27 protein-coding genes are annotated in these 25,800 nt (G+C 67.7%); 22 read left to right on the forward strand and 5 right to left on the reverse strand.

The genetic code is table 11. From position 1 onward, the window contains the following. Positions 1 to 5: 5 nt before the first annotated feature. The 16 genes from rplE to ISP17_RS05570 all read left to right on the forward strand — a co-directional run bounded on the left by rplE (position 6) and on the right by ISP17_RS05570 (position 10,196). On the forward strand, positions 6 to 548 hold the full coding sequence (gene rplE / locus ISP17_RS05495; protein ID WP_324896989.1) for a 50S ribosomal protein L5: 543 nt from the start codon (positions 6 to 8) through the stop codon (positions 546 to 548). A 17-nt stretch (positions 549 to 565) separates the two neighbouring features. After that, a complete protein-coding gene (rpsN, locus tag ISP17_RS05500) occupies positions 566 to 871 on the forward strand; it encodes a 30S ribosomal protein S14 (RefSeq protein WP_404630798.1) in 306 nt (101 codons plus the stop codon). A gap of 218 nt (positions 872 to 1,089) precedes the next feature. Continuing rightward, the gene (gene rpsH, locus ISP17_RS05505) at positions 1,090 to 1,485 is read left to right on the forward strand and encodes a 30S ribosomal protein S8 (protein WP_404630800.1); all 396 of its coding nucleotides are present in this window, start codon (positions 1,090 to 1,092) and stop codon (positions 1,483 to 1,485) included. 10 nt (positions 1,486 to 1,495) lie between these two features. After that, positions 1,496 to 2,023 carry a 50S ribosomal protein L6 gene (gene rplF / locus ISP17_RS05510; protein WP_404630802.1) on the forward strand — a complete coding sequence of 176 codons (528 nt, stop codon included), beginning with the start codon at positions 1,496 to 1,498 and terminating at the stop codon, positions 2,021 to 2,023. 57 nt (positions 2,024 to 2,080) lie between these two features. Continuing rightward, entirely contained in the window at positions 2,081 to 2,440 is a 360-nt protein-coding gene (gene rplR, locus ISP17_RS05515; protein ID WP_404630804.1) for a 50S ribosomal protein L18, read from the forward strand. A 107-nt stretch (positions 2,441 to 2,547) separates the two neighbouring features. Then, positions 2,548 to 3,057, forward strand: a complete 510-nt coding sequence (rpsE, locus tag ISP17_RS05520; protein WP_404630806.1) for a 30S ribosomal protein S5 — start codon at positions 2,548 to 2,550, stop codon at positions 3,055 to 3,057. Next, positions 3,050 to 3,247: a 50S ribosomal protein L30 gene (gene rpmD, locus ISP17_RS05525; protein WP_404630808.1), complete on the forward strand. Its 198-nt coding sequence runs from the start codon at positions 3,050 to 3,052 to the stop codon at positions 3,245 to 3,247. Before rpsE ends, rpmD begins: the two co-directional genes overlap by 8 nt. Continuing rightward, positions 3,247 to 3,684: a 50S ribosomal protein L15 gene (gene rplO / locus ISP17_RS05530; RefSeq protein WP_449757867.1), complete on the forward strand. Its 438-nt coding sequence runs from the start codon at positions 3,247 to 3,249 to the stop codon at positions 3,682 to 3,684. Before rpmD ends, rplO begins: the two co-directional genes overlap by 1 nt. A gap of 4 nt (positions 3,685 to 3,688) precedes the next feature. Then, positions 3,689 to 5,020, forward strand: coding sequence for a preprotein translocase subunit SecY (gene secY / locus ISP17_RS05535; protein WP_404630812.1), 1,332 nt, complete (start codon positions 3,689 to 3,691; stop codon positions 5,018 to 5,020). A gap of 133 nt (positions 5,021 to 5,153) precedes the next feature. After that, the gene (gene rpsM / locus ISP17_RS05540; protein ID WP_404630814.1) at positions 5,154 to 5,510 is read left to right on the forward strand and encodes a 30S ribosomal protein S13; all 357 of its coding nucleotides are present in this window, start codon (positions 5,154 to 5,156) and stop codon (positions 5,508 to 5,510) included. Between the two features lie 12 nt (positions 5,511 to 5,522). Then, a complete protein-coding gene (rpsK, locus tag ISP17_RS05545) occupies positions 5,523 to 5,909 on the forward strand; it encodes a 30S ribosomal protein S11 (RefSeq protein ID WP_007513384.1) in 387 nt (128 codons plus the stop codon). Between the two features lie 11 nt (positions 5,910 to 5,920). Continuing rightward, the gene (rpsD, locus tag ISP17_RS05550; RefSeq protein WP_404630816.1) at positions 5,921 to 6,547 is read left to right on the forward strand and encodes a 30S ribosomal protein S4; all 627 of its coding nucleotides are present in this window, start codon (positions 5,921 to 5,923) and stop codon (positions 6,545 to 6,547) included. Between the two features lie 16 nt (positions 6,548 to 6,563). Next, positions 6,564 to 7,562 (forward strand): DNA-directed RNA polymerase subunit alpha, encoded by a 999-nt coding sequence (locus tag ISP17_RS05555; RefSeq protein ID WP_404630818.1) that lies wholly within the window; start codon positions 6,564 to 6,566, stop codon positions 7,560 to 7,562. 219 nt (positions 7,563 to 7,781) lie between these two features. Beyond that, complete coding sequence (gene rplQ, locus ISP17_RS05560; RefSeq protein ID WP_404630820.1) at positions 7,782 to 8,168, forward strand: 50S ribosomal protein L17; 387 nt, start codon at positions 7,782 to 7,784, stop codon at positions 8,166 to 8,168. A 152-nt stretch (positions 8,169 to 8,320) separates the two neighbouring features. Continuing rightward, positions 8,321 to 8,818 (forward strand): disulfide bond formation protein B, encoded by a 498-nt coding sequence (locus ISP17_RS05565; protein WP_404630822.1) that lies wholly within the window; start codon positions 8,321 to 8,323, stop codon positions 8,816 to 8,818. A 1-nt stretch (position 8,819) separates the two neighbouring features. After that, the gene (locus ISP17_RS05570) at positions 8,820 to 10,196 is read left to right on the forward strand and encodes a class II 3-deoxy-7-phosphoheptulonate synthase (RefSeq protein WP_404630824.1); all 1,377 of its coding nucleotides are present in this window, start codon (positions 8,820 to 8,822) and stop codon (positions 10,194 to 10,196) included. A 9-nt stretch (positions 10,197 to 10,205) separates the two neighbouring features. On the opposite strand, the gene bla is transcribed toward ISP17_RS05570, so the two are convergent. Beyond that, positions 10,206 to 11,102, reverse strand: coding sequence for a subclass B3 metallo-beta-lactamase (gene bla / locus ISP17_RS05575; protein ID WP_404630826.1), 897 nt, complete (start codon positions 11,100 to 11,102; stop codon positions 10,206 to 10,208). Between the two features lie 101 nt (positions 11,103 to 11,203). Then, complete coding sequence (locus ISP17_RS05580; RefSeq protein WP_404630828.1) at positions 11,204 to 12,787, reverse strand: amidase; 1,584 nt, start codon at positions 12,785 to 12,787, stop codon at positions 11,204 to 11,206. A 105-nt stretch (positions 12,788 to 12,892) separates the two neighbouring features. Here ISP17_RS05580 and ISP17_RS05585 point away from each other — a divergent pair, with 105 nt between their 5' ends. The 3 genes from ISP17_RS05585 to fabV all read left to right on the forward strand — a co-directional run bounded on the left by ISP17_RS05585 (position 12,893) and on the right by fabV (position 16,297). Then, a complete protein-coding gene (locus tag ISP17_RS05585; protein ID WP_404630830.1) occupies positions 12,893 to 13,654 on the forward strand; it encodes a c-type cytochrome in 762 nt (253 codons plus the stop codon). Beyond that, the gene (locus ISP17_RS05590; RefSeq protein ID WP_404630832.1) at positions 13,651 to 14,946 is read left to right on the forward strand and encodes a c-type cytochrome; all 1,296 of its coding nucleotides are present in this window, start codon (positions 13,651 to 13,653) and stop codon (positions 14,944 to 14,946) included. The genes ISP17_RS05585 and ISP17_RS05590 overlap by 4 nt, the downstream gene beginning before the upstream one ends. Positions 14,947 to 15,091: 145 nt before the next feature. After that, entirely contained in the window at positions 15,092 to 16,297 is a 1,206-nt protein-coding gene (fabV, locus tag ISP17_RS05595; protein WP_404630834.1) for an enoyl-ACP reductase FabV, read from the forward strand. Between the two features lie 237 nt (positions 16,298 to 16,534). Here fabV and ISP17_RS05600 read toward each other — a convergent pair whose 3' ends face one another. Beyond that, a complete protein-coding gene (locus tag ISP17_RS05600; RefSeq protein ID WP_404630836.1) occupies positions 16,535 to 17,047 on the reverse strand; it encodes a mismatch-specific DNA-glycosylase in 513 nt (170 codons plus the stop codon). Next, the gene (locus tag ISP17_RS05605; RefSeq protein WP_404630838.1) at positions 17,031 to 17,720 is read right to left on the reverse strand and encodes a Dph6-related ATP pyrophosphatase; all 690 of its coding nucleotides are present in this window, start codon (positions 17,718 to 17,720) and stop codon (positions 17,031 to 17,033) included. The genes ISP17_RS05600 and ISP17_RS05605 overlap by 17 nt, the downstream gene beginning before the upstream one ends. A gap of 115 nt (positions 17,721 to 17,835) precedes the next feature. On the opposite strand from ISP17_RS05605, the gene ISP17_RS05610 reads away from it, so the two are divergent. The 3 genes from ISP17_RS05610 to ISP17_RS05620 all read left to right on the forward strand — a co-directional run bounded on the left by ISP17_RS05610 (position 17,836) and on the right by ISP17_RS05620 (position 24,485). Next, on the forward strand, positions 17,836 to 18,963 hold the full coding sequence (locus ISP17_RS05610; protein WP_404631451.1) for a mechanosensitive ion channel family protein: 1,128 nt from the start codon (positions 17,836 to 17,838) through the stop codon (positions 18,961 to 18,963). A 107-nt stretch (positions 18,964 to 19,070) separates the two neighbouring features. Next, a complete protein-coding gene (rng, locus tag ISP17_RS05615) occupies positions 19,071 to 20,561 on the forward strand; it encodes a ribonuclease G (protein ID WP_404630840.1) in 1,491 nt (496 codons plus the stop codon). A gap of 27 nt (positions 20,562 to 20,588) precedes the next feature. Beyond that, positions 20,589 to 24,485: a YhdP family protein gene (locus tag ISP17_RS05620; RefSeq protein WP_404630842.1), complete on the forward strand. Its 3,897-nt coding sequence runs from the start codon at positions 20,589 to 20,591 to the stop codon at positions 24,483 to 24,485. A 4-nt stretch (positions 24,486 to 24,489) separates the two neighbouring features. On the opposite strand, the gene ISP17_RS05625 is transcribed toward ISP17_RS05620, so the two are convergent. Then, positions 24,490 to 25,695, reverse strand: a complete 1,206-nt coding sequence (locus ISP17_RS05625) for a sterol desaturase family protein (RefSeq protein WP_404630844.1) — start codon at positions 25,693 to 25,695, stop codon at positions 24,490 to 24,492. Positions 25,696 to 25,800 lie beyond the last annotated feature (105 nt).

Consider the following 25,800-nt stretch of genomic DNA (forward strand, 5'->3'; position numbering starts at 1 on the left):
ACACGATCATGACGCGCCTTCAAAACTTTTATAAAGAGCAGGTCATCGCCAAGCTCACCGAGAAGTTCGGCTATGAGAACGTGATGCAGGTTCCCCGCATCACGAAGATCACGCTAAACATGGGTGTGGGCGAGGCCGCGGGCAACAAGAAAGTGCTCGAGAACGCCGTTGCCGACATGGCGAAGATCGCCGGTCAGAAGCCGATCACGACCAAGGCGCGCGTGTCCGTTGCCTCGTTCAAGATCCGCGACGGTTGGCCGATCGGTTGCAAGGTCACCCTGCGCCGCGCCCAGATGTGGGAATTCCTCGATCGCCTGATCAACATCTCGCTGCCCCGCGTCCGCGATTTCCGCGGCGTGTCGGGTCGCGCGTTTGACGGCCGGGGTAACTACAACTTCGGCATCAAGGAACAGATCATCTTCCCGGAAATCGACTTCGACCAGATCGACGCGATGCGTGGCATGGACATTTCCATCACCACCACCGCCAAGACCGACGCCGAAGCCAAGGCGCTGCTGGAAGCTTTCAGCTTCCCGTTCCGCAACTGATACGCGAGAGATAAACCATGGCAAAGACCTCGATGGTCAACCGCGATCTGAAGCGGACCAAACTCGTCCAGAAGCATGCCGCCAAGCGCGCCGAGCTGAAGGCGGTTGTGCTGAGCCCCAACGCCTCGTACGACGAGAAGATGGAAGCCCAGGCCAAGCTGCAGAAACTGCCGCGCGACGCAAGTCCGGTTCGCCAGCGCACGCGCTGTGCGCTGTCCGGCCGCCCGCGCGCCGTGTACAAGAAGTTCGGCCTCGGCCGCAACAAGCTGCGTGAAGCGACCATGCGCGGTGACGTGCCGGGTCTGCGCAAGGCCAGCTGGTAATACCCCATCGGATGGCTGCGGCGGGCCTGGTCCCGCGCAGCCCATCCAGCGGACGGACCGTTCCGCCCGTTGACGCTACGGCGCGTCGATATTCGCCAAAACAGGAAAAGGCTGCTATACTCGACGGTCTGCGCAACGCAGGCTGCCTTGTTGCAGCTCACAATCTAGAATTGATTTCCGGTTTTATCGGATATCGGTGCACTCTGAAGGACGTTTTCATGAGCATGACTGATCCCATCGCCGATCTGTTTACGCGTGTGCGCAATGCCCAGCTCTCGGGCAAGCAGGCCGTAAGCATGCCGTCGTCGAAACTGAAGGTGGCGATCGCCAACCTTCTCAAGAACGAGGGCTACATCCTCGACGCCAAGACTTCCGACCAGGAAGGCAAGCCGGTGCTCGAGATCAAGCTCAAGTATTTCGAAGGCCGCCCGGCCATCGAGACCATTTCCCGAGTCAGCCGCTCCGGTCTTCGCGTCTATCGCGGCAAGGACGAGCTGCCGAAGGTGCTCGGCGGTCTCGGTATCTCGATCATTTCGACTTCCGCCGGTCTGCTGACCGACGCGCAGGCCCGTGCCAAGGGTCTGGGCGGCGAAGTCATCGGCCAAGTGGCATAAGGAGTCGACGATGTCCCGTGTTGCTAAGAAGCCGATCAGCCTGCCCAAGGGCGTTGAGCTGAAGGTTGCCGCCGAGGGTGTCTCGGTGAAGGGTCCGAAGGGTTCGCTCTCGGTCCACGCGCTGCCGGGCGTGAGCGTGGCCGTCAACGAGGGCGTTGCCACGATCGAGCTGGCTGACGGCGCGGATCACAAGTTCGGTGGCACCGCTCGTGCGCTGCTGGCGAACATGATCAAGGGCGTGTCCGAGGGCTACGAGCGCAAGCTGGAGCTGGTTGGCGTTGGTTACCGCGCGTCGATGGCCGGCAAGGCTCTCAACCTCAGCCTGGGCTTCTCCCATCCGGTGGTGTTCAACGCGCCGGAAGGCGTGACGATCGAGACCCCGACGCAGACCGAGATCCTGATCAAGGGTTCGGACAAGCAGAGCGTGGGCCAGGTGGCTGCCAAGATTCGCGGCTTCCGTCCGCCGGAGCCCTACAAGGGCAAGGGTGTGCGTTATGCCGGTGAGAAGATCACGCTGAAGGAAGCCAAGAAGGCCTAAGGCGGTGTCCCGGGCGAGCCCGGGTGCTGGCCGAAGTCGATCCGCTTCCTGGAGAAAATGACGATGAACAAGAACGAATCCCGCCTGCGTCGCGCCAAGTCGACCCGGTCGCACATCCGCAAGCTGGCCGTGCCGCGCCTGTCGGTGCATCGCACAGGCCAGCACCTGTATGCCCAGGTGTTCGATGCCTCGGGTACGAAGGTTGTGGCTGCTGCTTCCACCGTGCAGAAGGCAGTCGCCGAGGGCCTGAAGGGCACCAAGAATCTGGCCGCCGCTGCCGCGGTGGGCAAGGCCGTTGCCGAGCGTGCCATGGCGGCCGGCATCGAAGCCGTGGCGTTCGACCGCTCCGGCTTCCGCTATCACGGTCGCATCAAGGCGCTGGCCGATGCCGCGCGTGAGGCTGGCCTGAAGTTCTGATCTGCCGGCTGCCGCGTTTCAACGTGGCAGCCGCTTGAAGTACCTACAACTCCAAGCGGCTCAGCCGCAAGCAAAAGTCCCGGGCTGCCGGGCACATGGAAAAGAACATGTCTTCTAACGATCGCGAAAATTCGGACGGCCTGCTCGAGAAGCTGATTGCCGTCAACCGCGTGGCCAAGACCGTCAAGGGTGGCCGCCAGATGAGCTTCACCGCACTGACCGTGGTCGGCGACGGCGAGGGCCGCGTGGGCTTCGGTTATGGCAAGGCGCGTGAAGTGCCGGTGGCCATCTCCAAGGCCATGGAGCGGGCCCGCCGCCAGATGGTGAGCATCGAGCTCAACAACGGCACGCTGTGGTACGCCATCAAGGCCAACCATGGCGCGGCTCGCGTCTACATGCAGCCCGCTTCCGAGGGTACCGGCGTGATCGCCGGCGGCGCGATGCGCGCCGTGCTGGAAGTGGTCGGCGTGAAGAACGTGCTGGCCAAGGCGGTGGGTTCGCGTAACCCGATCAACCTCGTGCGCGCCACCATCAAGGGTCTGCAGGCCGTGGCCTCGCCCAAGAAGATCGCCGCGAAGCGTGGCAAGACCCTGGATGAGGTGCTGGGCAATGGCTAATAAAGAGACTGCCGACAAGACCGTGCGCGTGCGCCTGGTCAAGGGTCTGCGCGGTGTGCAGAGCCGTCACCGTCTGAGCGTCAAGGCCCTGGGCCTGGGCAAGCTCAACGACGTTCGTGAGCTGAAGGACAGCCCGCAGGTGCGCGGCCTGATCAACACGGTCTACTACCTGGTCCGGGTCGAGGAGTAATCATCATGCGTCTTAACGACATCAAGCCGGCCGCCGGTTCCCGCAAGACGCGCCTGCGCGTCGGTCGCGGCATCGGTTCGGGCCTGGGCAAGACCGCCGGTCGCGGTCACAAGGGTCAGCATGCCCGCGCGGGCGGCACCCACAAGTACGGTTTCGAAGGCGGCCAGATGCCGCTGCAGCGTCGCCTGCCCAAGGTGGGCTTCCGCTCGCTGAAGAAGGCCGAGAGCCAGGAAGTGTTCCTGTACCAGCTCGCCACGCTCAAGGCGGACGTGATCGACGTGGTGGTCCTGCATCAGGCCGGCCTGATCGACAGCCGCGCCAAGAAGGTCAAGGTCGTGGCCAAGGGCGAGATCGGTCGCGCGGTGAAGCTTTCCGGCGTCCTCGCCACGGCCGGTGCGAAGACGGCCATCGAGGCGGCCGGCGGCAGCGTGGAGTAACCCGGTGGCTGCAGCCAAGGGCACCCAGCTCGGATCGCTCGGCAAGCTGACGGAACTGCGTCAGCGCATCTTCTTCGTGATTGGTGCGCTGATCGTATTCCGGCTCGGCTCGTTCATTCCCGTCCCGGGCGTGAACCCCGAGGCGATGACTCGCCTGATCGAGCAGCAGGGCGGCGGACTGCTGAACATGTTCAACATGTTCTCCGGCGGCTCGCTCTCGCGCATGTCCGTGTTTGCGCTCGGCGTGGTTCCTTACATCTCCGCGTCGATCGTGGTGCAGATGATGGGTTCGGTGATTCCGAGCCTGCAAAACCTGCGCAAGGAAGGCGAGGCCGGTCGTCGCAAGATGACGATGTACACGCGCTTCGGCACGGTGGGTCTGGCCGCTTTCCAGGCGTTCGGCATTGCCGTGGCGCTTCAGAAGCAAGTCGCTGCCGGTGGCGTCCCGGTGGTCTACATGCCGGGCATGGGTTTCGTGGTCGCTTCGGTGGTTGGCCTGACGGCCGGCACCATGTTCCTGATGTGGCTGGGTGAGCAGATCACCGAGCGCGGTATCGGCAACGGCATTTCGCTGCTGATCTTTGCCGGTATCGTGGCGGGTTTGCCTGGCGCGGTGGCGCACACCCTGACGATGCAGGCGAACGGCGAACTGGGCAATGGTCTGAAGCTGATCATGATCGTGGCGGTGGTGCTGGCGACGACGGCGTTCGTGGTGTTCATGGAGCGTGCGCAACGGCGCATCACCGTGAACTACGCCCGACGCTCCGGGGGCCAGCAGGCCTACATGAACCAGAGCTCGCATCTGCCGCTGAAGATCAACATGTCGGGTGTGATCCCGCCGATCTTCGCCAGCAGTTTGCTGATGTTCCCGGCGACCGCGTTGACCTGGTTCGGTACGGGTCACCAGTCGCGCTGGCTGCAGTCGCTGACGCAGGCGCTGACGCAGGGTGAGCCGCTGCATGACGTGATCTTTGCCGTGCTGGTGATCACTTTCGCCTTCTTCTATACGGCGATCGTCTTCAACTCGCAGGAGACGGCGGACAACCTCAAGCGTTCTGGCGCCCTGATTCCGGGCATCCGGCCGGGCAAGGCGACGGCCAGCTACATCGATTCGGTGATGACCCGCCTGACCGGCGTGGGCGCTATCTACCTGGTACTGGTCTGTCTGGTGCCGACGTTCCTGCAGAAGTCGTGGAACGTGCCCTTCTACTTTGGCGGCACCTCGCTGCTGATCGTGGTGGTGGTGGTGATGGACTTCACCTCGCAGGTGCAGGCTCATCTGGTCAGCCACCAATACGAAGGTTTGCTCAAGAAGGCCAATCTCCGCCGCAACTGATGGCTGCTGGGGCGTAGGAGCTGGGCTTGATCGTGGGGAAGCGGCGGCAGGTGCCGCAGGGCTTTCCAGTGAAGTTAATTCAGGTTAAAATTGCGCGTTTACCGCGCACGAAACGCATCGGAGAAAGAACATCATGGCGCGCATCGCGGGTGTCAATTTGCCAGTCCAGAAACACGTCTGGGTCGGCCTGCAGAGCATCTACGGCATCGGCCGCAGCCGATCCAAGAAGGTCTGCGTGGACGCCGGTGTGGTTCCGACCACGCCGATCAAGTCCCTCAGCGAGGGTGAGGTGGAGAAGCTCCGCCACGAAATCGCCAAGTACGTAGTCGAGGGCGATCTGCGTCGCGAGGTGGGTATTGCCATCAAGCGTCTGATGGATCTGGGTTGCTACCGCGGTCTTCGCCACCGTCGTGGCCTGCCGGTGCGCGGTCAGCGCACGCGTACCAACGCTCGCACCCGCAAGGGTCCGCGGCGCGCGATCAAGAAGTAACGGATTCGAATTATGGCCAAGCCTGTCAAGACCAAGAAGAAGATCAAGCGCGTAGTCACGGATGCCGTGGCCCACGTGCAGGCCTCCTTCAACAACACCATCGTCACCATCACCGATCGCCAGGGCAACGCATTGTCCTGGGCGACCGCTGGCGGCGCCGGTTTCCGCGGTTCGCGCAAGTCGACCCCGTTCGCTGCCCAGGTCGCCGCCGAGAAGGCCGGTCGTGCCGCTGGCGACTACGGCGTCAAGACGGTGGAAGTGCGCATCAAGGGACCGGGTCCGGGTCGCGAGTCGGCGGTGCGTTCGTTGAACGCCCTCGGCTACAAGGTGCTCAACATCATCGACGTCACGCCGATTCCGCACAACGGCTGCCGTCCCCCCAAGAAGCGTCGAGTCTAAGGAGCATACCCATGGCCCGTTATCGTGGAGCTACCTGCAAACTCGCCCGTCGTGAGGGTGCAGATCTCAGCCTGAAGAGCCCGGCGCGCGCGCTGGACTCCAAGTGCAAGCTGGAAAACAAGCCCGGCCAGCATGGCGCCAACAAGCGCATGCGCATGTCCGACTACGCGGTCCAGCTGCGTGAAAAGCAGAAGGTCAAGCGCATCTACGGCGTGCTCGAGCGTCAGTTCAGCAATTACTACACCAAGGCGTCGACCCTCAAGGGCAACACCGGTGAGAACCTGCTGCGCCTGCTCGAAAGCCGGCTGGACAACGTCGTCTATCGCATGGGTTTTGCGGTCACCCGCGCCCAGGCTCGTCAGCTGGTCGCCCACAAGGCGATCCTGGTGAACGACAAGAAAGTGAACATCCCCTCCTATCAGGTCCGTCCCGGTGACGTGATCGCCCTCACCGAGCGCGCGCGCAATCAGCTGCGCGTGCAGGAAGCGGCGACCGTGTTCGACACCATGGACCTGCGCCCGCAGTGGGTGGAAGTGGATGCCAAGAAGTTCGCCGGCACGTTCAAGTCGGTGCCGGATCGCGGTGATCTGCCGTCCGACATCAACGAAGCGCTGATCGTCGAGCTTTACTCGAAGTAATCAACCGGAGCTCTGCATGGCAGTTTCGTCAACTAGCGTGCTGCGGCCTCGCGGCCTCAGCGTCGAACAGCTCGGAGCCAACCGCGCCAAGGTGGTGGTCGAGCCGCTCGAGCGTGGCTTTGGTCACACCCTGGGCAACGCGCTGCGCCGCGTGCTGCTCTCCTCGATCCCCGGCAGCGCCATCGTCGAGGTCGAGATCGATGGCGTGCTCCACGAGTACACCACGCTTGAGGGTCTGCAGGAGGACGTGATCGAAGTCCTGCTGAACCTCAAGGATGTCGCGATCCGCCAGCATTCGGGCGACGAGGTCACGCTGACCTTGTCCAAGAAGGGCAAGGGTGTGGTCACGGCGGGTGACATCACGGTGGATCACACGGTCGAGATCATCAATCCCGAGCATGTGATCTGCCACCTCACCAAGGACATCGCGCTCAACATGCGCCTGAAGGTGCGTCGTGGCGTCGGCTACCAGCCGGCCAGCACGCGCCAGCATCCGGATGAAGAGACCCGTCCGATTGGCCGCCTGCAGCTGGATGCGTCCTTCGCCCCGGTGCTGCGTGTGGCCTACGAGGTGGACGCCGCTCGCGTCGAGCAGCGCACCAACCTCGACAAGCTGGTGCTCGACATCGAGACCAACGGCACGATCGGTGCAGAGGACGCGGTGCGCAAGGCGGCCGAGATCCTCAACGACCAGCTGTCGGTGTTTGGTGACTTCTCGCGTCGCGAGAGCGCCACCGACACGGCCGAGAAGAGCGGCTTCGATCCGTTGCTGCTGCGTCCGATCGACGATCTGGAGCTCACCGTGCGTTCGGCCAACTGCCTGAAGGCCGAGAGCATCTACTACATCGGCGATCTGGTGCAAAAGACCGAAGTGGAGCTGCTGAAGACCCCGAACCTCGGCAAGAAGTCGCTGACCGAGATCAAGGACGTGCTGGGTGGCCGCGGTCTGGCGCTCGGCATGAAGCTCGAAAACTGGCCGCCGCCGGGCCTCTCGCACGGCATGCAGCTGGGTTGATGTATCCATGCCGCGGTCGCCATGCGACCGCGGCATCTTGCTGAGTGTGGGCCAGCTGCGGCCGACACGCTTCCGGCAACAAACGCGGTCCTTGACCGCATGCCTCAGGCTTTGCCTGGCGCCTTTCGCAGCACCTGTTTCTCTCATCACTCATAGCGGGCAACCGCGGGAAGCCAGCCGTCGCGCCGGCCTCTCATAACAACACAAGAGATTTTCGCCATGCGTCATATGAAGAGCGGTCGCAAGCTCAATCGCACCAGCAGCCATCGCGAAGCGATGTTCCGCAACATGGCTTCGTCGCTGTTCAAGCACGAGCTCATCCGCACCACCCTGCCCAAGGCGAAGGAACTGCGTCGCGTGGCCGAGCCGCTGATCACGCTCGCCAAGACCGACGGTGTCGCCAACCGCCGCCTCGCCTTCTCGCGCCTGCGCGACAAGCAGGCCGTGGGCAAGCTGTTCGTCGAACTGGGGCCGCGCTACCGCGAGCGTCCCGGTGGTTACCTGCGCATCCTCAAGTGCGGCTTCCGTCCGGGCGACAACGCCCCGATGGCGTACGTCGAGCTGGTCGATCGCCCGCAGCTGGCTGAAGCCGTCGACGCCGAGTAAGCGGCCCCGACGGACGTTCGGACGTCCAGACCAAAAAGCCCCGGCCGGGTGACCTGCCGGGGCTTTTTGTTGGTCGCACGGTCGTCGTCGCCGCGTGCTGACAGCGGCCCGGCGACGGGTTAATGTCGACTACCGCATTGCACCACGTCGCCATGAATCCTCTTGCCTGGTCTTACCGTTCCGTCGCCCTTGCCGGGTTCCTGATCTGCGCCGGCCTGCTCGGCTACGCGCTCTACGCCGAGCACGTGCTGGCGATGATTCCGTGCCCGCTGTGCATCTTCCAGCGCATCGGTTTCATGGTGATGGGCGTGTTTTTCCTGCTGGCCGCGGTGCACGCGCCGCGCGGCCGCGGTCGCTGGGTGTACACCGGCGGCGTGCTGCTCGGCGCGGCGTTCGGCATCGTCGTGGCGGCGAGACACTTGTGGATCCAGTCGCTGCCGGCCGACGAGGTGCCGCAGTGCGGCGGCGATCTGAGCTACATGCTCGACACGTTCCCCTTTGCCAAGGTGCTCAAGCTGGTATTCACCGGCTCGGGTGAGTGCGCCAAGCTGCAGCCCGTGTTGGGGTTGCCGATGCCGGCGTGGACCCTGCTGTGGTTCGTGCTGCTGGCCGTGTGGACGGTGCTGGCGACGCGTCGGCGGGCGGCCTGACATGACCGTGTCGTCCCCGCACGAGATGCCGATGCCGGCCGGCCAGGACTGGTCCCCGATGTCGTGGCAACGGCGCGTAGCCCTGCAACAACCGACCTATGACGACGCCGCCGAGCTGGCCGCGGCGACGGCACAGTTGGCCGCGCTGCCGCCGCTGGTGACCTCTTGGGAGGTGCTGGCGCTGAAGCAGGCGCTGGCCGAGGCGCAGGACGGACACCGCTTCCTGCTGCAGGGCGGTGACTGCGCCGAAAGCTTCGCCGACTGTACCAGTCCGATCATCTCCAACCGGCTCAAGGTGCTGCTGCAGATGAGCTTGGTGCTGGTGCACGGGCTGAAGAAGCCGGTGTTGCGTGTGGGCCGGTTTGCCGGGCAGTACGCCAAGCCGCGTTCGACGGATACCGAGACGCGCGATGGCGTGACGCTGCCGAGTTTTCGCGGCGACGTGGTCAACGCGCCTGCGTTCACGCCCGAGGCGCGGCGTGCCGATCCGCAGCGCTTGATCCAGGCGCACGCGCATTCCGCGCTGACGATGAACTTCGTGCGCGCACTGATCGATGGTGGCTTCGCCGACCTGCACCATCCGGAGTATTGGGATCTCGCCTGGGTCGAGCATTCGCCCATGGCGGCGGAGTACCGGCAGATGGTCGCCTCGATCGGCGACTCGCTGCGCTTCATGGAAACCCTGGCCGGGCCGATCACCGGGTTCTCGCGGGTGGATTTCTTCACCTCGCACGAGGCGTTGCTGCTGCACTACGAGCAGGCGCTCACCCGCCAGGTGCCGCGCCACCCCGGCTGGTTCAACCTGTCCACGCATTTTCCGTGGATCGGCATGCGCACCGCCGCGCTCGACGGCGCGCACGTGGAGTATTTCCGCGGCATCCGCAATCCGGTGGCGGTTAAGATCGGCCCGTCGGTGACGCCGGAGCAGCTTCTGCCGCTGATGGATGCGCTCAATCCGGATGACGAACCCGGCCGGCTCACGCTGATTCACCGCATGGGCCATGGCGCCATCGCCGACAAGCTGCCGCCGCTGCTGCAGGCGGTGAAGCGCGAGGGGCGCCGCGTGCTGTGGGTGGCCGATCCCATGCACGGGAATACCGAAAGCACCTCCAACGGCTACAAGACGCGGCGCTTCGACAATATCCGCGGCGAGCTGGACCAGGCGTTCGACATCCATACCGCGGCCGGCACGCGGCTGGGCGGCGTGCATCTGGAACTCACTGGCGAAGACGTCACCGAGTGTCTGGGCGGCGCGCGCGATCTGGTCGAGCTCGACCTCGATCGCGCCTACAAGTCCACCGTCGATCCGCGACTCAACTACGAGCAGTCGCTGGAGCTGGCCATGCTGATCGTGCGCAAGTCCGGCGGCATGGCGTAGGTCACCGGCTTACCGCGCAATCGCTGTTTCGGCAGCGACGCGCTGCTGCATCGACTGCTCGCCGAGCCGCGCATACGCCTTGCACGCCTGCGGATCGCGCAACGCGTCGCGATTCCCGGCGTCGCGTGAGGCCAGGCGTTTGAGCAGGTCGCTCGCCTCCGGATGCGGCGTCATCAGGATGTCGCAGGGCAGGGCGGAGAGCATGGCCAGTGCGCGGCGGAAGTCGCCCAGGCGTTCGGGATGGGCCGGATCGGTGTAGCGGTAGTTGCCCGCGGCGAGCAGCGTGAGGCTGTCGGCGTAGACCAATGCCCGGCAGCGCGTGCCCTCGCAAGAGGTCCAGGTCCAACTGGTGCTGCCCGGCGTGTGACCGGGCGTGGCGTGCGGCTGGATCGCCAGCGGACCCACGCGCACGGTCTCCTCGTCGCCGATCACGCGTACGGTCTTCACCGCCGGAAACAGCGGCGCATCGCCGTGCTGCGGATCGTCCACGTCCTCGCCGCCCTCGCGCAGCGCGCGGGCCTGCGCCGAGCGAGCCACCACCTCAGCGCCGCTGTCACGCGCCAGCGCCGCAATCGCACCGGCATGATCGCCGTGCGCGTGGGTGTTGAGGATCAGCTTGACGTCGCGCAGGCGGAGGCCGAGCGCACGGATGTTCGCCTCGATCATCGGCGCGTTCCCGGCCAGCGTGCCGTCGATCAGCACGTGGCCCTTGGGCGAAGTGATCAGGATCGCGCTCAGGCCGCGGCTGCCGACGTACCAGGTGTTGCCGTAGATACGCTCCGGCACCTGCGGCTGGCGCCAGGTGGCGCGCATGGCGGCGCCGGGCGAGGCTGCATCGGTGGCGCCGACGCTGGCGGCCAATATCAAACCAGCGGCGGCGAGGACGAATCGTTGGCGAAGGCGCATGCGTGGCTCCATGAGGTGGCGGAAACCGACGCACCTTAGCGGTCGTGGCGGGCTTCGATCTGACGGTTCGCGGGCGCGTTGCCGACGCTGCCGAGGATGGCTCAGTGCGCGAGCTGCGGCGTGCCGCCCACGGTGTCGAGGAAGCGCGGCGCCTGCAAGGCATGCGTGTGTTGCTCGAAGCCATAGGCGATGCCGATCAGCGTCGGCTCGCTCCACTTGGCACCGAACAGTACGATGCCCACCGGCAGGCCGTGCGCGAAGCTCGCCGGCACGGTGATCGACGGGTAGCCCGCCACCGCTGCCGGCTCGGTGGCGCCGCCGCCCACAATGTGATCGCCCAGCACCGGGTCGGTCATGAAGGCCGGGCCGGACGAGGGCGCCAGCAGCGCGTCCAGATGATGCTTGGCCAGAGCCGCGTCGATGCCCTCGGGGCCGGCCAGACGCTTGGCCTTGGCCTGCGCCGTGAGGTAGGCCTTGTCGGTCAGCGGGCCGCGCGCCTGCGACTGCTCGAACAGTTCCTGCGCGAACCAGGGCATCTCCTGTTCCGCATGGGCGGCGTTGAATGCGATCAGGTCGGCCAGCGTCTTCACCTTCAGGCCGGTGCGGGTGGCGAGGTAGGCGTTGATGTCGTGTTTGAAGTCGTAGCTGAGCACGGTGCCTTCCGGTTCGCCCAGTTCGTCCAGATGCGGCAGCGTGACCGGGTCCACGATGATCGCGCCCTGCGCCTTCATCACCGCGATCGCCTGCTCCAGAGCGCGGTCCGCGTTCGGTTCGGCGCCGACCAGTGCGCGCACCACACCGATGTGCTTGCCCCTGAGCGCATTCGCATCAAGGAAGCGGGTGTAGTCGGTGGCGTGCCGGTCGGCGTCCTTGGTGGCGGGATCGCCCGGGTCGCTGCCGGCGATCACGCTGAGCAGGGCAGCCGCGTCGGCCACGCTGCGCGCCATCGGGCCGGCGGTGTCCTGGTTGTGGCTGATCGGCACGATGCCGCTGCGGCTGACCAGACCCAGCGTGGGCTTGATGCCGACCAGCCCGTTGCTGGCCGAGGGGCAGATGATCGAGCCGTCCGTCTCGGTGCCGATCGCCACCGGCGCCAAGCCTGCCGCCACCGCCGCGCCCGAGCCGGCGCTGGAGCCGCAGGGGTTGCGGTCCAGCGCGTACGGGTTGCGCGTCTGTCCGCCGCGACCGCTCCAACCGCTGCTGGCGTGGGTGGAACGGTAGTTGGCCCACTCGCTGAGGTTGGTCTTGCCCAGGATGATCGCGCCGGCCGCGCGCAGCTTCGCCACCAGCGGCGCGTCGTGCGGCGCCGGCGCGTCGGCCAGCGCCAGCGAACCGGCAGTGGTGAGCATGCGGTCGCCGGTGTCCACGTTGTCCTTGAGCAAGACCGGGATGCCGTACAGCAGGCCCGGTTTGGCCGTCTGAACGCGGGCGTCATCGGCGCGGGTGGCGAGTGCGAGTGCGTCGGGATTGGTCTCGATCACCGCGCGCAGCGTCGGGCCGTGGCGGTCGATCCGCTCGATGCGATCGAGCGACTGCTGCACGAGCGTGTGCGAGCTCAGCGTGCCCTCGCGCATCGCCTGCTGCAGCTGGGCCAGCGAGGCGTAGGCGGGATCGGTCGATTGCGCCGGCGCGGCGGTGGCGAGCAGGGTGACTGCGAGGGCGGCGGACAGCACGGACAGGCGCATGGAGGGTGTCTCCGGTCGGTGGGCGTTGCGACAGGTTGTCGCGATTTCCCCAGAGTAGCGGCTCGCTCACCGATCGCATGCCACCCGGGGACCTATACTTTGGTCATGACCACTCCCTCCTTTCCCCGACGCTGGGCGGCGCTGCTGCTCGCATCCCTCTTCACCGTCGCGGCACATGCCGAAGACGGCGCACCGCACACCGTGCCCGACACGCTGGCCCAGCGCATCGCCTCCTGTACCGCCTGTCACGGCGAGCATGGCGAGGGCACGCCGGACAGCGGCTTCTTCCCGCGACTGGCGGGCAAGCCGGCCGACTACCTGGCGCGCCAGCTGCGCTATTTCCAGCAGGGGCTGCGCAAGTACGGGCCGATGGAATACACCACGCGCCCGCTGAGTGACGCGTACATGCACGAGATCGCCGAGTACTTCGCCGCGCAGCAGGTGCCCTACACCCGCTCGCCCGCACCGAAGGTGTCCGACGCGCTGCTCGCCCGCGGCGAGGCGCTGACCGTGCACGGCGATCCCACCCTCAAGATTCCCGCCTGTGCCGCCTGCCACGGCAGCCAGCTCACCGGCGTGGCGCCGTCGACCCCGGGGCTGGTCGGCCTGCCGTACGACTACGTCAGCTCCCAGCTCGGCTCCTGGCGCACCGGTACCCGCGCGGCGGCCGCGCCCGATTGCATGGCGACCATCGCCAACCGCCTCACCCCCGCGGACATCACCGCCGTGTCCGCCTGGCTGGCCAGTCGCGAGCTGCCGGCCGACATGCACGCGCAGCCGGCCGGCTCGGTGCAACCGCCTTTGCAGTGCGGCGTGCTGGGTGCCAGCGCGACGCCGTCCACCGCCCGCTCGGGAGACGGCGCATGAAGTGGCTCATCCGCTCTTTCCTCGTGCTGCTCGTGCTCGCGCTCGGCGCGGTGGGCTGGTGGCTGTTCGCCGCGCATCGTGGTGACGCGGCGCTGGTGCGCACCGGCCAGCTGGCGGCCGGCGAGAACCTGTCCGATCCCGCCTTGATCGCGCGCGGCAAGTACCTGGCGACGGTGGGCGACTGCGCCGCCTGCCACACCCAGCGCGGCGGCGCGCCGTTCGCTGGCGGGCATGAGGTGCCCACGCCGTTCGGCAACATCCCCTCGCCGAACATCACGCCGGACGACGAAACCGGTCTGGGTCGCTGGAGCTTTGCCGATTTCTGGCAGGCGCTGCACGCGGGCATAGGTCGGCACGGCGAGTTCCTGTATCCGGCGTTCTCGTACACCTCGTACACCAAGGTCACCCGCGATGACGCGCTGGCAATGTTCGCCTACCTCAAGTCGCTGGCGCCGGTGCACCAGCCGGCCAAGGCGCTGGGACTGAAGTTTCCCTACAGCGTGCGCAGCGGCCTGGCCGCGTGGCGCACGCTGTACTTCCGCGAAGGCGTGTACCAGCCCGATACGTCGAAGTCGCCGGAGTGGAACCGCGGCGCCTACCTCGTGCAGGGCCTGGGCCACTGCAACGAATGCCACGTGGCGCGCGACGCGCTGGGCGGCGTGCCCGATCAGCCGGCGCTGTCCGGCGGCCAGATCCCCGCGCAGGACTGGTACGCGCCGGATCTCAGCACCCAGGCCCACGGCGGCCTGCACGGCTGGAGCCGGCAGGACATCGTCGACCTGCTCAAGACCGGCCAGTCGGCCAAGGGCAGTGCGTTCGGGCCGATGGCCGAAGTGGTCTCGCGCAGCACCCAGCACATGACCGACGCGGATCTCGCCGCCGTCGCCACGTATCTGGAGTCGCTGCCGCCGCGGCCGCAGCCGGTGGTGGCGACATCGGCGATCGACACCACGGCGCTGGTCAAGCACGGCAACGAGATCTACGACCGCCAGTGCGCCGCCTGCCACGGCAAGGACGGCAACGGCGTCGTCGGCGTGTATCCGCCGCTCAACGGCAACTCCTCGGTGGACGAGCCCGCCGGCATCAACGCGATCCGCGTGGTGCTGCTGGGTGGATTCCCGCCGGTGACCGCCGGCAACCCGCGGCCCTACTCGATGCCGCCGTTCGCGCAGTCGCTGAAGGATGCCGACGTGGCCGCGGTGGTGAGCTACATCCGCCAGGCCTGGGGCAACCACGCCGCGCCGGTACAGGAGCGCGACGTGGGCAAATATCGACAGACGCCGATCGACTGATCGCCGAGCGCCCGTGAATCGATGCAGAAGGCCCGCCGTCGCGGGCCTTCTGCATCTGCCGACGCGGTGCCGGACCCTACTGCGGCGCATGGCTCCCGGTGCCGGGTAAGATGCGCCTTTGCCCCGCCACGGTCGAAGCGAACGCATGATCATCAATCCCAAAGTCCGCGGTTTCATCTGCATCACGGCCCACCCGGTGGGATGCGCGCACAACGTGATCGAGCAGATCGACATCACCAGGGCCAGCGGCCAGAGCGGCAACGGCCCCAAGCGCGTGCTGGTGATCGGCGCCTCCACCGGCTACGGCCTGGCCTCGCGCATCACCGCCGCGTTCGGCCACGGCGCGGCCACGCTCGGCGTGTTCTTCGAGAAGCCCAGCAGCGAGACCAAGACCGGCACCGCCGGCTGGTACAACTCCGCCGCGTTCGACCAGGCGGCCAAGGCGACGGGCCTGTACAGCAAATCGATCAACGGCGATGCGTTCTCCAACGAGACGCGCGCCCGTGCCATCGAGATCATCAAGGCCGAGATGGGTGGCCAGATCGACCTGGTGGTCTATTCGCTCGCCTCGCCGGTACGCAAGCTGCCCGATACCGGCGAGCTGAAGCGCTCGGCGCTGAAGACGATCGGCGAGTCGTTCACCGCGACCTCGATCGACACCAACCGCGACACCGTGGTCACCGTCACCGTGGAGCCGGCCACCGAGCAGGAGATCGAGGACACCGTCGCCGTGATGGGCGGCGAGGACTGGGCGCTGTGGATCGAGGCGTTGAACGAGGCCGGCGTGCTGGCCGATCACGCCAAGACCGTCGCCTACAGCTACGTCGGCACCTCGATCACCTGGCCGATCTACTGGCACGGCACGCTGGGCCGGGCCAAGCAGCACCTGGACAACACCGCGGCGGCGCTGCGCGAGCGTTTCGCCGGCAAGCACCTCGATGCCTACGTCGGCGTGATGAAGTCGGTGGTGACCCAGGCCAGCGCGGCGATTCCGGTGATCCCGCTGTACGTGTCGATGGTGTTCAAGATCATGAAGGCCAAGGGCATCCACGAAGGCACCATCGAGCAGATCAACCGCCTGTTCCGCGATTTCCTCTACCGCGCCGACGGCGCCGCGCCGAAGCTGGATGACGAGCACCGCCTGCGCCTGGACGACTGGGAGCTGCGCGACGACGTGCAGTCCGAGTGCAAGGCGCTGTGGCCCACCGTGACCACCGAAAACCTCAACCAGCTCACCGACTACGCCGGCTACCGCCACGACTTCCTCAAGCTGTTCGGCTTCGACCGCAGCGACGTGGATTACGCGCAGGACGTGGCGTCGGACGTGCGGTTCGACTGCGTCGAGATGTAACAAGGCCTGCACGCAGCAGACCGACGGGCGCCTTCGGGCGCCCGTTTTGTTTGGGGGCGAGAGAAAGTCACTGGATCCCGGCTTTCGCCGGGATGACGAGCTGAGAGCGCGGTGCCCGCTCGCCCCTTCCTTGACGGCCTCGACTTTCCCTAACCGTCATCCCGGCGGCTCTCAACAGCCGCATGGCTGGTCACGCCGGAAGCGCTCCACAACGGCGATGCCGGTCATCACGCGTCTCTAGTCCCCACGTACCAGTTCCGCCAGCTCAAGCCACGGCCCGATCGACCAATGCCCCCGCGCCTGTCCCGACGGCGAGGGCAGCACGAACACCCGGGTGGTGCCGATGCGCTCCGGCTGCATTCCGTAGTCCGAAATCGCGCGCCCCAGCGCCGCCTTCGCCCCGTGCTTGCTGGTGAAGGCCAGCCAGCGCGGGGCGAAGCGCTCGATCTTCGCCGCCAGCGCCGGCACATCGAACGCATCGCGCGGCAGCTCGCTGTCGTTGCCGCTGTGGAACTTGGCCAGGTCGGTGAAGCCGATGCCCAGCGCCGGCAGCTGAGCGAACTCGCTAGGCGCGTAGAGCCGCGGCGTCAGCTCCGCCTCGGCCAGCGCGCGCCAGAACAGGTTGCCCGGATGCGCGTAGTACGCGCCCTCCCGCGCCGAGCGGGTGCCGGCCGCGGTGCCGCAGAACACCAGCGCCAGTCCGCCCTGCAGGATGTCCGGCAGGATGTGATCGTCAGAGCGAGGCGTCATCGAGCAGGAAGTCGGTGAACTGGAAGCGCTCGTCGCGCAATACCGACTCGCCCTTGCGCAGATGCAGCGGTGTGCGGAACAGCGGCCCGCCAAAGCTCAGCGTGTGGAACTCGCCGCGCTCGCCGCACGGGTCGACGCCGACGGGCAGGGCATCGAGCAGGGCGCCATCGAACGCGCGGCCGCAGAACGACGCATCAAGCTGCTGCGTGTCCACGCAGCACAGCACGGCCCGATGACCTTCGGCCACGAAGCGGCGCGACAGCGAGGCGGTGTCCTCGCCCCAGATCGGAAACACCGCGCGCCATTCGGCCCGGCCGAGCTGGCGTACGCGGTAGTCGCGCACGTCCTGCAGGAACAGGTCGCCGAAGGCGCAATGGCGCACGCCCGGCCAGCGCATGCGCGCCTCGGCCAGTGCGTTGACGTGGGCTTCCTCGTAGGCGTCGTTGGACCCGGGCCATTCCATCTCGGCCACCACCAGCGGCAGGCCGAGCGAGGCCGCCTGCGCTTGCAGGATGTCGCGCCGCACGCCGTGCATGGCGATGCGCTCATAGGTGCGATTGACCGTGGTGAGCAGGGCGACCACCTGCCAGTGCGGATCGGCGCGCAGCCGCTGCAAGGCCATCAGGCAGTCCTTGCCGCCGCTCCAGGCGAGCAGGATCGGTGTCGGAGTCATCCGCTCACTTTACGTGATCACTGTGCCCACATGACGTGGACGCCCGCGCTGCCACGCTGGGGACATGATGGACTTCCTGCTCGACCTGTGGACCCGCTCGGCAGTGTTCCGGCTGATGGCGAGCGCGGCCGTGGCCCTGCTGCTGGCGATCGCGCTGCACCGCGCGATCCGTGCGCTGCTGTGGCGGCTCAGCGCGCACCACCCGATGGCCCGCGACATGCTGCGCTTCGCCCGCGCGCCGATGGGCTGGCTGGTACCGCTGGTAGCGCTCGCCGTCGTGCTGCATGCGCGTCCCGAGTCGGCGCTGCTGGCCCCGGTATCGCTGCTCTCGCACGTGCTGGTGGTGGCGCTGATCGGCGTGGCCAGCTGGCTGGGCGTGCGTTGCGTGCAAGCGGCGCAGGCGTTTTTTACGCGCCGCTTCCCGGTGGACGTGGCCGACAACCTGCACGCGCGGCGGGTGCTGACCCAGGCGCGCGTGCTCGGCCGCACCGCCAGCGTGCTGATCGTGCTGCTGGGGCTGGCCGCCGCGCTGATGACGCTGCCGCAGGTGCGCCAGGTCGGCGCCAGCCTGCTCGCCTCCGCCGGACTGGCCGGACTGGCGCTGGGACTGGCCGCCAAGCCGGTGCTGAGCAACCTGATCGCCGGCGTGCAGATCGCGCTGACCCAGCCGATCCGGCTGGACGACGTGGTGATCATCGAGGGCGAGTGGGGCCGCATCGAGGAAATCACCGGCACCTACGTGGTGGTGCATGTCTGGGACGAGCGGCGGCTGGTGGTGCCGCTGAACTGGTTCATCGAGCACCCGTTCCAGAACTGGACGCGCGCCAGCGCGCAGATCATCGGCACCGTGTTCCTGTGGCTGGACTATCGCGTGCCCATGGCGCCCCTGCGCGAGGAGCTGACGCGGCTGTGCCGCGAGGCGCCGGAGTGGGATCGCCGGGTCTGCGTGCTCCAGGTCACCGATGCCAGCGAGCACTCCATGCAACTGCGCGCGCTGGTCAGCTCGGCCGACTCGGGCCGCAATTGGGACCTGCGCTGCCGCGTGCGCGAGGGCCTGCTGGCCTTCGTGCAGGCCAATTTCCCGCAGGCCCTGCCGCGCTGGCGCGGCGAGTGTTCCGAGCCGGCAGAGGCCCCGGGTGACGTGGCCAGACGGCCGGTGCGCTACCCCCCGCCGCCGCAGCGCAGCCCGCACCCTGAAGACGGCGCCGCGGTACCCTCGCCGGCGCCAGACGGCATACCCTGAGCGACGGCGGTGGCCGCTGTCACAAGCGGCCAAAGTCAAGGGCGCGCGCGCATCGACAGTGCGCCAAGGCAGCCGCTATAAAGGTCGTTCCGGGCAGGGGTAATGCGGTGAGCGAAGAGATCCTGATCAATGTGACGCCGCGCGAGACCCGTGTCGGCATCGTCGAGAACGGCATGCTGCAGGAGGTGCACGTGGAACGCGCCTCGCGGCGCGGCTACGTGGGCAACATCTACAAGGGCCGGGTGCAGCGGGTGATGCCCGGCATGCAGGCGGTGTTCGTCGACATCGGGCTGGACCGCGCGGCGTTCCTGCACGCCTCGGACATCATCCGGCCGGCGATCCCCGGCGTGGAGGGGGAGACGAACGGCAACGGCCACGTGCCCTCGATCAGCGAGCTGGTGCACGAAGGCCAGGAGATCGTGGTGCAGGTGGTGAAGGACCCGATCAGCACCAAGGGCGCCCGGCTCTCCACCCACCTGTCGATTCCCTCGCGCTACCTGGTGCTGCTGCCGCACGCGCGCACGCTGGGCATTTCCGCACGCATCGAGGAAGAGGCCGAGCGTCAGCGCCTGAAGGACGTGCTCAATCCGCTGATCGGCGAGGATGTGCCCGGTACGCCGCGCCTGGGCTACATCGTGCGAACCAATGCCGAGGGGCAGTCGGCCGAATCGCTGGCCTTCGACGTGACCTACCTCGGCAAGGTGTGGCGCGTGGTGCAGGAGAACATCGCCAAGGCGAAAGTAGGCGAGCGCGTGTACGAGGAGCTGTCGCTGCCGCTGCGCAGCCTGCGCGACGCGCTCAACGAAACCATCGAGAAGGTGCGCGTGGACTCGCGCGAGACCTTCGAGAAGGTGGTCAAGTTCGTGCACAAGTTCATGCCCAGCCTGGACGACCGCATCGAGCACTACGACGGCGAGCGCCCGATCTTCGATCTCTACGGCGTGGAGGACGAGATCCAGCGCGCGCTGAAGAAGGAGGTGCCGCTCAAATCCGGCGGCTACCTGATCGTCGACCAGACCGAGGCGATGACCACCATCGACGTCAACACCGGCGGCTACCTCGGCACGCGCAACCTGGAAGAGACCGTCTACCGAACCAACCTCGAAGCGGCGCAGGCGGCCGCGCGCCAGCTGCGCCTGCGCAACCTGGGCGGCATCATCATCATCGACTTCATCGACATGACCGACGAGGAGCACAAGCGCCAGGTCATCCGCATGCTGGAGAAGGGTCTCGCCCGCGACCACGCCAAGACCACGGTGTATCCGATGTCGGCGCTGGGACTGGTGGAGATGACCCGCAAGCGGACCACCGAAAGCCTGGAGCGCCAGCTGTGCGAGCCGTGCCCGGCCTGCTCCGGCCGCGGCACGCTGAAGACCGCCGAGACGGTGACCTACGAGATCTTCCGCGAGATCACCCGCGCCGTGCGCCAGTTCAATGCGGCCAAACTGCTGGTGATGGCCAGCCCGCAGGTGGTCAACCGCATCCTGGAGGAGGAATCCAGCGCGGTGGCCGAACTGGAGGAGTTCATCTCCAAAAGCATACGCTTCCAGGCCGAAGAGCATTATTCCCAGGAACAGTTCGATGTGGTTCTGCTGTAACCCGCTGCGCGGCGCGGGCGACCTCCGGTGAAATCCTCCTGGGCACGACATGCGCACGCGCTGGCGCGTGCGCTCGGCTGGACGGTCGGCGTGTGCCTGATCACCCTGGCGGTGATCGCCGCGCTGGCCCAGGTGCTGCTGCCGGAACTGGCGCAGCACCCGCAGTGGGTGGCCGCGCAGCTGAGCCAGCGGCTGCAGCGGCCGGTGAGCTTCGAGTCGATGCAGGGGCGCTGGACGCCGGCCGGTCCCAGCTTCGCCCTGCGCGGGGTGACCATCGGCGCGGCGGATGCCGGGCAGGCGCCGCTGCGCATCCCGCAGGCGGACCTCGTACTGGACTTCGGCGGCTGGCTGCTGCCCTCGCGACACCTGCTGAACGTGCACGCGCGCGGCCTGCAGCTGGACCTGAGCCGCGGTGCCGACGGGCGCTGGGCGATCAGTGGCATCGGTACGGCGGGCGGCGAGTCGTCCGCGCCGGTGTCGCTGGGCAACCTGTCGCTGGACCTGTGGCTGGACGACCTGCATATCGACATCGCCGACCAGCGCACCGATCGCCACTACAACGTGCTCGCCGAACAACTGCGCGTGGGCCTGGATTCCGGCCGCGTGCGGCTGGGCGCGCGGCTTAGCCGGCCGGGGGCCGGCGGCACGATCCGCGCCGCGGGCGATTTCCGCGACGACGGCAGCAGCGGGCGCGTGTGGCTGGCCGGCGACAACCTCGATGTGAAGGCCATGCTGGGCGACGCCGTTTTTGCCGGCTATACGGCCGAACGCGGCCACGGCCAGCTGGCGGCGTGGCTGGACTGGCGTGCCGGCAAGGTGGTGCGCAGCCTGTTGCAGACCGACCTCACCGACGTCTCGCTGCTGGGGCCCGACGGCAACCGGGCCGAGGTGGCGGCGATCAAGGGCATCACCGAGATCCGCCAGACCGTCGACGGCTACCGGCTGGCCTGGGCCGGGGCCGACGGCAGCGCGCTGGTGGCCGTGCTGCACCGACCTTCCGCCGACGAGATGCGGCTTGGCGTGGCCGCCAGTCACCTGCAGCTCGCGCCACTGGTGCCGTGGCTGGCGCTCAAGCCGAACCTGTCGCCGGCGCTTGCGCAGTGGCTGGGCGCGGGCAAGCCACGTGGCCAGATCGCCAGCGCCGACCTGCAATGGCAGCGCGGGCCCGGCCTGTTGCGGCTGCAGGCGCAGCTGCAGGGCGTGGGGATCGATCCGGTCGGTCGCCTGCCGGGCATCGACCGGCTCGACGGCACGCTGCGTGGCGACGCGCAGGCGGTCACGCTGGAGATGCCCGCGCAGGCCACCGTGCTGCGATTTCCGCATGCTTTCGCGCAGCCGTTCGAGCTGTCGCAGTTCGGCGGCACGGTGGCTGCGTGGCGGGACGAGGACGGCACCCACCTGGGCGCGGACGCACTGGATTTCACCGGTGCCGGTTTCGCCGGCCAGGCGCGCGGCGAGGTGCTGCTGCCGGTCGACGGCGGCGCACCGTTCCTGGACCTCTACGCCCACGTCGACCATGCCGACATTGCCGCGGCCAAGCTGTTCTGGCCGCAGACGATGTCGCCCAAGGCGGTGGCGTGGCTGAATCGCGCACTGGTCGCCGGCCACGTCGACGGCGGCGATGCGCTGGTGCGCGGCAGCCTCGCCGACTGGCCGTTCCGTCACAACGAGGGGCGCTTCGAGGCGCAGGCGCGCATCGGCGACCTCACGCTGGACTACGGCGAGAACTGGCCGCGCGCCGAGCACCTCGCCGTGGTGGCCAACTTCATCGACAACGGCATGCTGGTGCAGGCCACCGGCGGCGAGGCGCGGGGCGTGCAGCTCGACCACGCGGTGGCGCTGATCCCCGAGTTCGGCGACGCCATGCTCGATCTCAACGCCAGCGGCAGCGGCAGTGGCGGAAGCCTGATGGATTTCGTCAGCCACAGCCCGATCGCCGCGCGCGAGGCCGCCACGCTGGCCAAGCTCAAGCTCGGCGGCAAGGGCGATTTCGATTTCCACCTGCTCCTGCCGCTCAAGCCCGGTTCGGAGCTGCAGCTCAACGGCACCGCGCAGCTCACCGATGCCGACCTGAGCGCGCCGGAGTGGAAGCTGCAGCTGGACAAGCTCAACGGCCCGCTGCAGTTCGACGCGCACGGGCTCACTGCCGGTCCGCTGCAGGCAGGTTTTCGCGGCCAGCCGTCCAGCCTGCAGATGCGCCTGGCCGGCGCCACCGGCGACCCCAACGCGATGCTGTCGGCCAGCCTGGACGGGCGTTACAGCCTGGCCGAGCTGGTGCAGGACCAGCCGGCGATCGCCTGGCTCGGCGACGCTTCGGAGGGGCGCAGCAGCGTGCGCGTCGGCTTCGACATCGCCCGCGATGCGCAGGATGCCCCGTGGCATCAGACGCTCAGCGTCGACTCCACCCTGCAGGGCATCGCGCTCAAGCTGCCTGCGCCGCTGGACAAGCCGGCGTCCAGCGCCGAGCAGCTGCACGTGAGCCTGCCGCTCCCCACCGCGGCCGCGGATCTGCGCGTATCGCTGGGCGATATCCTGCGTGCGCGCTTCCGCCTGCCCGGTGCCGGCGGCGAACCGCTCGGCGGCACGCTGGCGCTGGGCGACCAGATGCCCGACGCCGTTCCGGCGCAGGGTCTGCGCGTGCGCGGCCACGGCGATCGCCTGGACGTCAGCGGCTGGATCCAGCACGTGGTCGCCGGCAGCAGCGGTGCCGGCGCTCCCTCGCTGGAGAGCATCGACCTCAGCGCCGATCACGCCACGCTGTTCGGCAGCGATTTCCCCGGGCTGCGCCTGCAGGTGCAGCCCCAGGCCGGCGAGCTTTCCATCGATGCCGACGGCGCCACCCTGGCGGGCCACTTCCAGGTGCCCACGACCGACCTGGACAAGCGCGGCATCACCGCGCGGCTCAAGCGCCTGTACTGGCCCAAGGCCGAGACGCCGAAGGACACCAACGGCAAGGCCCTGCCCGACACCGGCCCCACGCCGCAGCAGGCCGCGCGCACCGGCGTGAAGCCGTCCAGCCTGCCGCCGCTGCACCTGCTGGTGGACGACCTGCGCCTCGGCGACGCTCGCCTTGGCCAGGCGCGACTGGAGAGCTGGCCCACCGCCAACGGCATGCACATGGACCAGCTGCGCGCGCTGTCGCGCAGCGTGCAGATCACCGCGGCCGGCGACTGGAACGGCACGCCGGAAGACAGCCGCACCCATCTCAACATCGACTTCGCCGCCGAGGACATCGGCAAGATGCTCGGCGCGCTCGGCTTCGACGGCCTGTTCAACGGCGGCAAGACGCGCGCCCACCTCGACGGCAGCTGGCCGGGTGGGCCGTCGGCGATCACGCTGGCCAATCTCGACGGCAAGCTCGACGTGCACGTGACCGACGGACGCATTCCCGAGGCGACCTCGCCGGGCATGGGCCGCCTGCTCGGCCTGGTCTCGCTGGCCGAGCTGCCGCGTCGGCTCACGCTGGATTTCGGCGACGTGTTCGGCAAGGGCCTGGCCTTCGACACCATCGACGGCAGCTTCGATTTCGCCGACGGCAACGCCACGACCAAGAACCTCAAGATCAGCGGCCCCGCTGCGGAGATCACCGTCAGCGGCCGTACCGGCATGCGTGCCCGCGATTACGACCAGCAACTCTACGTGGTGCCGCACGTAGGCAACAGCCTGCCGGTGGTGGGGGCGGTGGTCGGCGGGCCGGTGGGCGCGGCGGCCGGGCTGGCGGTGCAGGGCCTGCTCGGCAAGGGCCTCAACAAGGCCGCCAGCGCGCGCTATGCGATCACCGGCAGCTGGGACAAGCCGGTGATCACGCTGATCGAGAAGCGCGTGCCGAAGGTCGTGCCGCCGTCACCGGCACCTGCGGCGTCGAGCGCGGCACCGGCTGCGCCGAATCCCGCTCCGGCAAGCTCGGCAGCGCCGGCTCGTTGAGGCCTCAGTCGGCCGGTTCGGCCGGTTTCGGCGGTCCGCGGAATGGAAACAGCTGCTGGCGGATGAAGCCATCGGGCATGTAGTCGCCCACCACCCCGTAGGTGTCCGGGAAGCGCCGGGTGGACTTCACCGCGGTGCCGAACAGGTAGTCGAGGAAGGCGTAGTGCGCCGCGTAGTTGCGGTCGATCGCCTCGTCGTCGGAGGCGTGGTGCCAGTGGTGGAAGTCCGGCGTGACCACCAGGTATTTCAGCGGCCCCCACGGCAGGTGCACGTTGGCGTGGTTGAACACCGCCTGGAAGCCGACCACCAGGATGTAGGCGTTCATCACGCCCTCGCTGAAACCCAGGATGTACAGCGGCGCCAGCACCGCCACCCGGGTCACGATGAGCTCCAGCATGTGCTGGCGCGAGCCGGCCAGCCAGTCCATCGTCTTGGTGCTGTGGTGCACCGCATGGAAGCGCCACAGGAACGGCACCTCGTGGTAGGCGCGATGCGTCCAGTACTGCGCCAGGTCGGCGACCAGGATGCACAGCAGCAGCTGCGGCACGAAGGCGATGTGCTGCACCGCCTGCTGGAACGCGCTGGCGGTGAGCCAGCCGAACAGGTGGTGCAGCAGGAAGTTCACCGTCAGCAGCGCCAGACCCACGATGAAGTGGTTCACCGCGAAGTGCTTCAGGTCGGTCTGCCATTCCTTGCGGAACACGGCCTGACCCTTGTACAGCGGAAACAGCTTCTCGATCACCACGAACACCAGCGTCGAGCCGAGCAGGTCGAGGATGAACCAGTCCAGCCCGATGTACGGCGTATGGTCGGGAAAGTTGCCCACCGGCACGCGCGAGCCGCCCAGCGCGGTCGCCGCCAGCACGAAGGCGAACGCGACCGCGTTGATGTTGCGCGAGCGCCCCAGCACCACGTTGCCCAGCGAGATGCCGCCGGCCACCAGCAGGCCGCCCAGCAGCAGCTGGCGCAGCACGTCCACCGAATACTTGTGCCTCAGGTCGGGCGTGGTCAGGTATTGCGGGAAATGGAACGCCAGCACCGCGAGCAGGCTGAGCACGCCCAGCGACAGCGCGATGACCCCGCTGATCCGGCCCAGTCCGGCGTGGAGCTCGCCATCGCTGCGCAGCAGCTCGCGGGTCTCCGTCACCGGCTGGTGCAGGGCGTGCTCGATGGCTTCGCGCGTGCGCTCGCGCTTGGACGATGGCCGCATGGATCGTTTCCCCCGTGGACGCTTTCCTGGCGTTGGCGCATCGTAGCGGATGGCCGCGTTGGCCGGCGCTTTAAAGCCGCCCGCGGCGGCCCCACCTTAGCCAGT

The sequence above is a fragment of the Dyella ginsengisoli genome (assembly GCF_044904665.1).
In the GTDB taxonomy this organism is placed as follows: domain Bacteria; phylum Pseudomonadota; class Gammaproteobacteria; order Xanthomonadales; family Rhodanobacteraceae; genus Dyella_A; species Dyella_A ginsengisoli.

What these genes read in the sequence shown, in the direction of transcription:
- rpsN (WP_404630798.1), top strand. Translation starts at nt 566, where the DNA reads ATGGCAAAGACCTCGATGGTCAACCGCGATCTGAAGCGGACCAAACTC.
- rpsH (WP_404630800.1), top strand. Translation starts at nt 1,090, where the DNA reads ATGAGCATGACTGATCCCATCGCCGATCTGTTTACGCGTGTGCGCAAT.
- rplF (WP_404630802.1), top strand. Translation starts at nt 1,496, where the DNA reads ATGTCCCGTGTTGCTAAGAAGCCGATCAGCCTGCCCAAGGGCGTTGAG.
- rplR (WP_404630804.1), top strand. Translation starts at nt 2,081, where the DNA reads ATGACGATGAACAAGAACGAATCCCGCCTGCGTCGCGCCAAGTCGACC.
- rpsE (WP_404630806.1), top strand. Translation starts at nt 2,548, where the DNA reads ATGTCTTCTAACGATCGCGAAAATTCGGACGGCCTGCTCGAGAAGCTG.
- rpmD (WP_404630808.1), top strand. Translation starts at nt 3,050, where the DNA reads ATGGCTAATAAAGAGACTGCCGACAAGACCGTGCGCGTGCGCCTGGTC.
- rpsM (WP_404630814.1), top strand. Translation starts at nt 5,154, where the DNA reads ATGGCGCGCATCGCGGGTGTCAATTTGCCAGTCCAGAAACACGTCTGG.
- rpsK (WP_007513384.1), top strand. Translation starts at nt 5,523, where the DNA reads ATGGCCAAGCCTGTCAAGACCAAGAAGAAGATCAAGCGCGTAGTCACG.
- rpsD (WP_404630816.1), top strand. Translation starts at nt 5,921, where the DNA reads ATGGCCCGTTATCGTGGAGCTACCTGCAAACTCGCCCGTCGTGAGGGT.
- ISP17_RS05555 (WP_404630818.1), top strand. Translation starts at nt 6,564, where the DNA reads ATGGCAGTTTCGTCAACTAGCGTGCTGCGGCCTCGCGGCCTCAGCGTC.
- rplQ (WP_404630820.1), top strand. Translation starts at nt 7,782, where the DNA reads ATGCGTCATATGAAGAGCGGTCGCAAGCTCAATCGCACCAGCAGCCAT.
- ISP17_RS05565 (WP_404630822.1), top strand. Translation starts at nt 8,321, where the DNA reads ATGAATCCTCTTGCCTGGTCTTACCGTTCCGTCGCCCTTGCCGGGTTC.
- ISP17_RS05570 (WP_404630824.1), top strand. Translation starts at nt 8,820, where the DNA reads ATGACCGTGTCGTCCCCGCACGAGATGCCGATGCCGGCCGGCCAGGAC.
- bla (WP_404630826.1), bottom strand. Translation starts at nt 11,102, where the DNA reads ATGCGCCTTCGCCAACGATTCGTCCTCGCCGCCGCTGGTTTGATATTG.
- ISP17_RS05580 (WP_404630828.1), bottom strand. Translation starts at nt 12,787, where the DNA reads ATGCGCCTGTCCGTGCTGTCCGCCGCCCTCGCAGTCACCCTGCTCGCC.
- ISP17_RS05585 (WP_404630830.1), top strand. Translation starts at nt 12,893, where the DNA reads ATGACCACTCCCTCCTTTCCCCGACGCTGGGCGGCGCTGCTGCTCGCA.
- ISP17_RS05590 (WP_404630832.1), top strand. Translation starts at nt 13,651, where the DNA reads ATGAAGTGGCTCATCCGCTCTTTCCTCGTGCTGCTCGTGCTCGCGCTC.
- fabV (WP_404630834.1), top strand. Translation starts at nt 15,092, where the DNA reads ATGATCATCAATCCCAAAGTCCGCGGTTTCATCTGCATCACGGCCCAC.
- ISP17_RS05600 (WP_404630836.1), bottom strand. Translation starts at nt 17,047, where the DNA reads ATGACGCCTCGCTCTGACGATCACATCCTGCCGGACATCCTGCAGGGC.
- ISP17_RS05605 (WP_404630838.1), bottom strand. Translation starts at nt 17,720, where the DNA reads ATGACTCCGACACCGATCCTGCTCGCCTGGAGCGGCGGCAAGGACTGC.
- ISP17_RS05610 (WP_404631451.1), top strand. Translation starts at nt 17,836, where the DNA reads ATGGCGAGCGCGGCCGTGGCCCTGCTGCTGGCGATCGCGCTGCACCGC.
- ISP17_RS05625 (WP_404630844.1), bottom strand. Translation starts at nt 25,695, where the DNA reads ATGCGGCCATCGTCCAAGCGCGAGCGCACGCGCGAAGCCATCGAGCAC.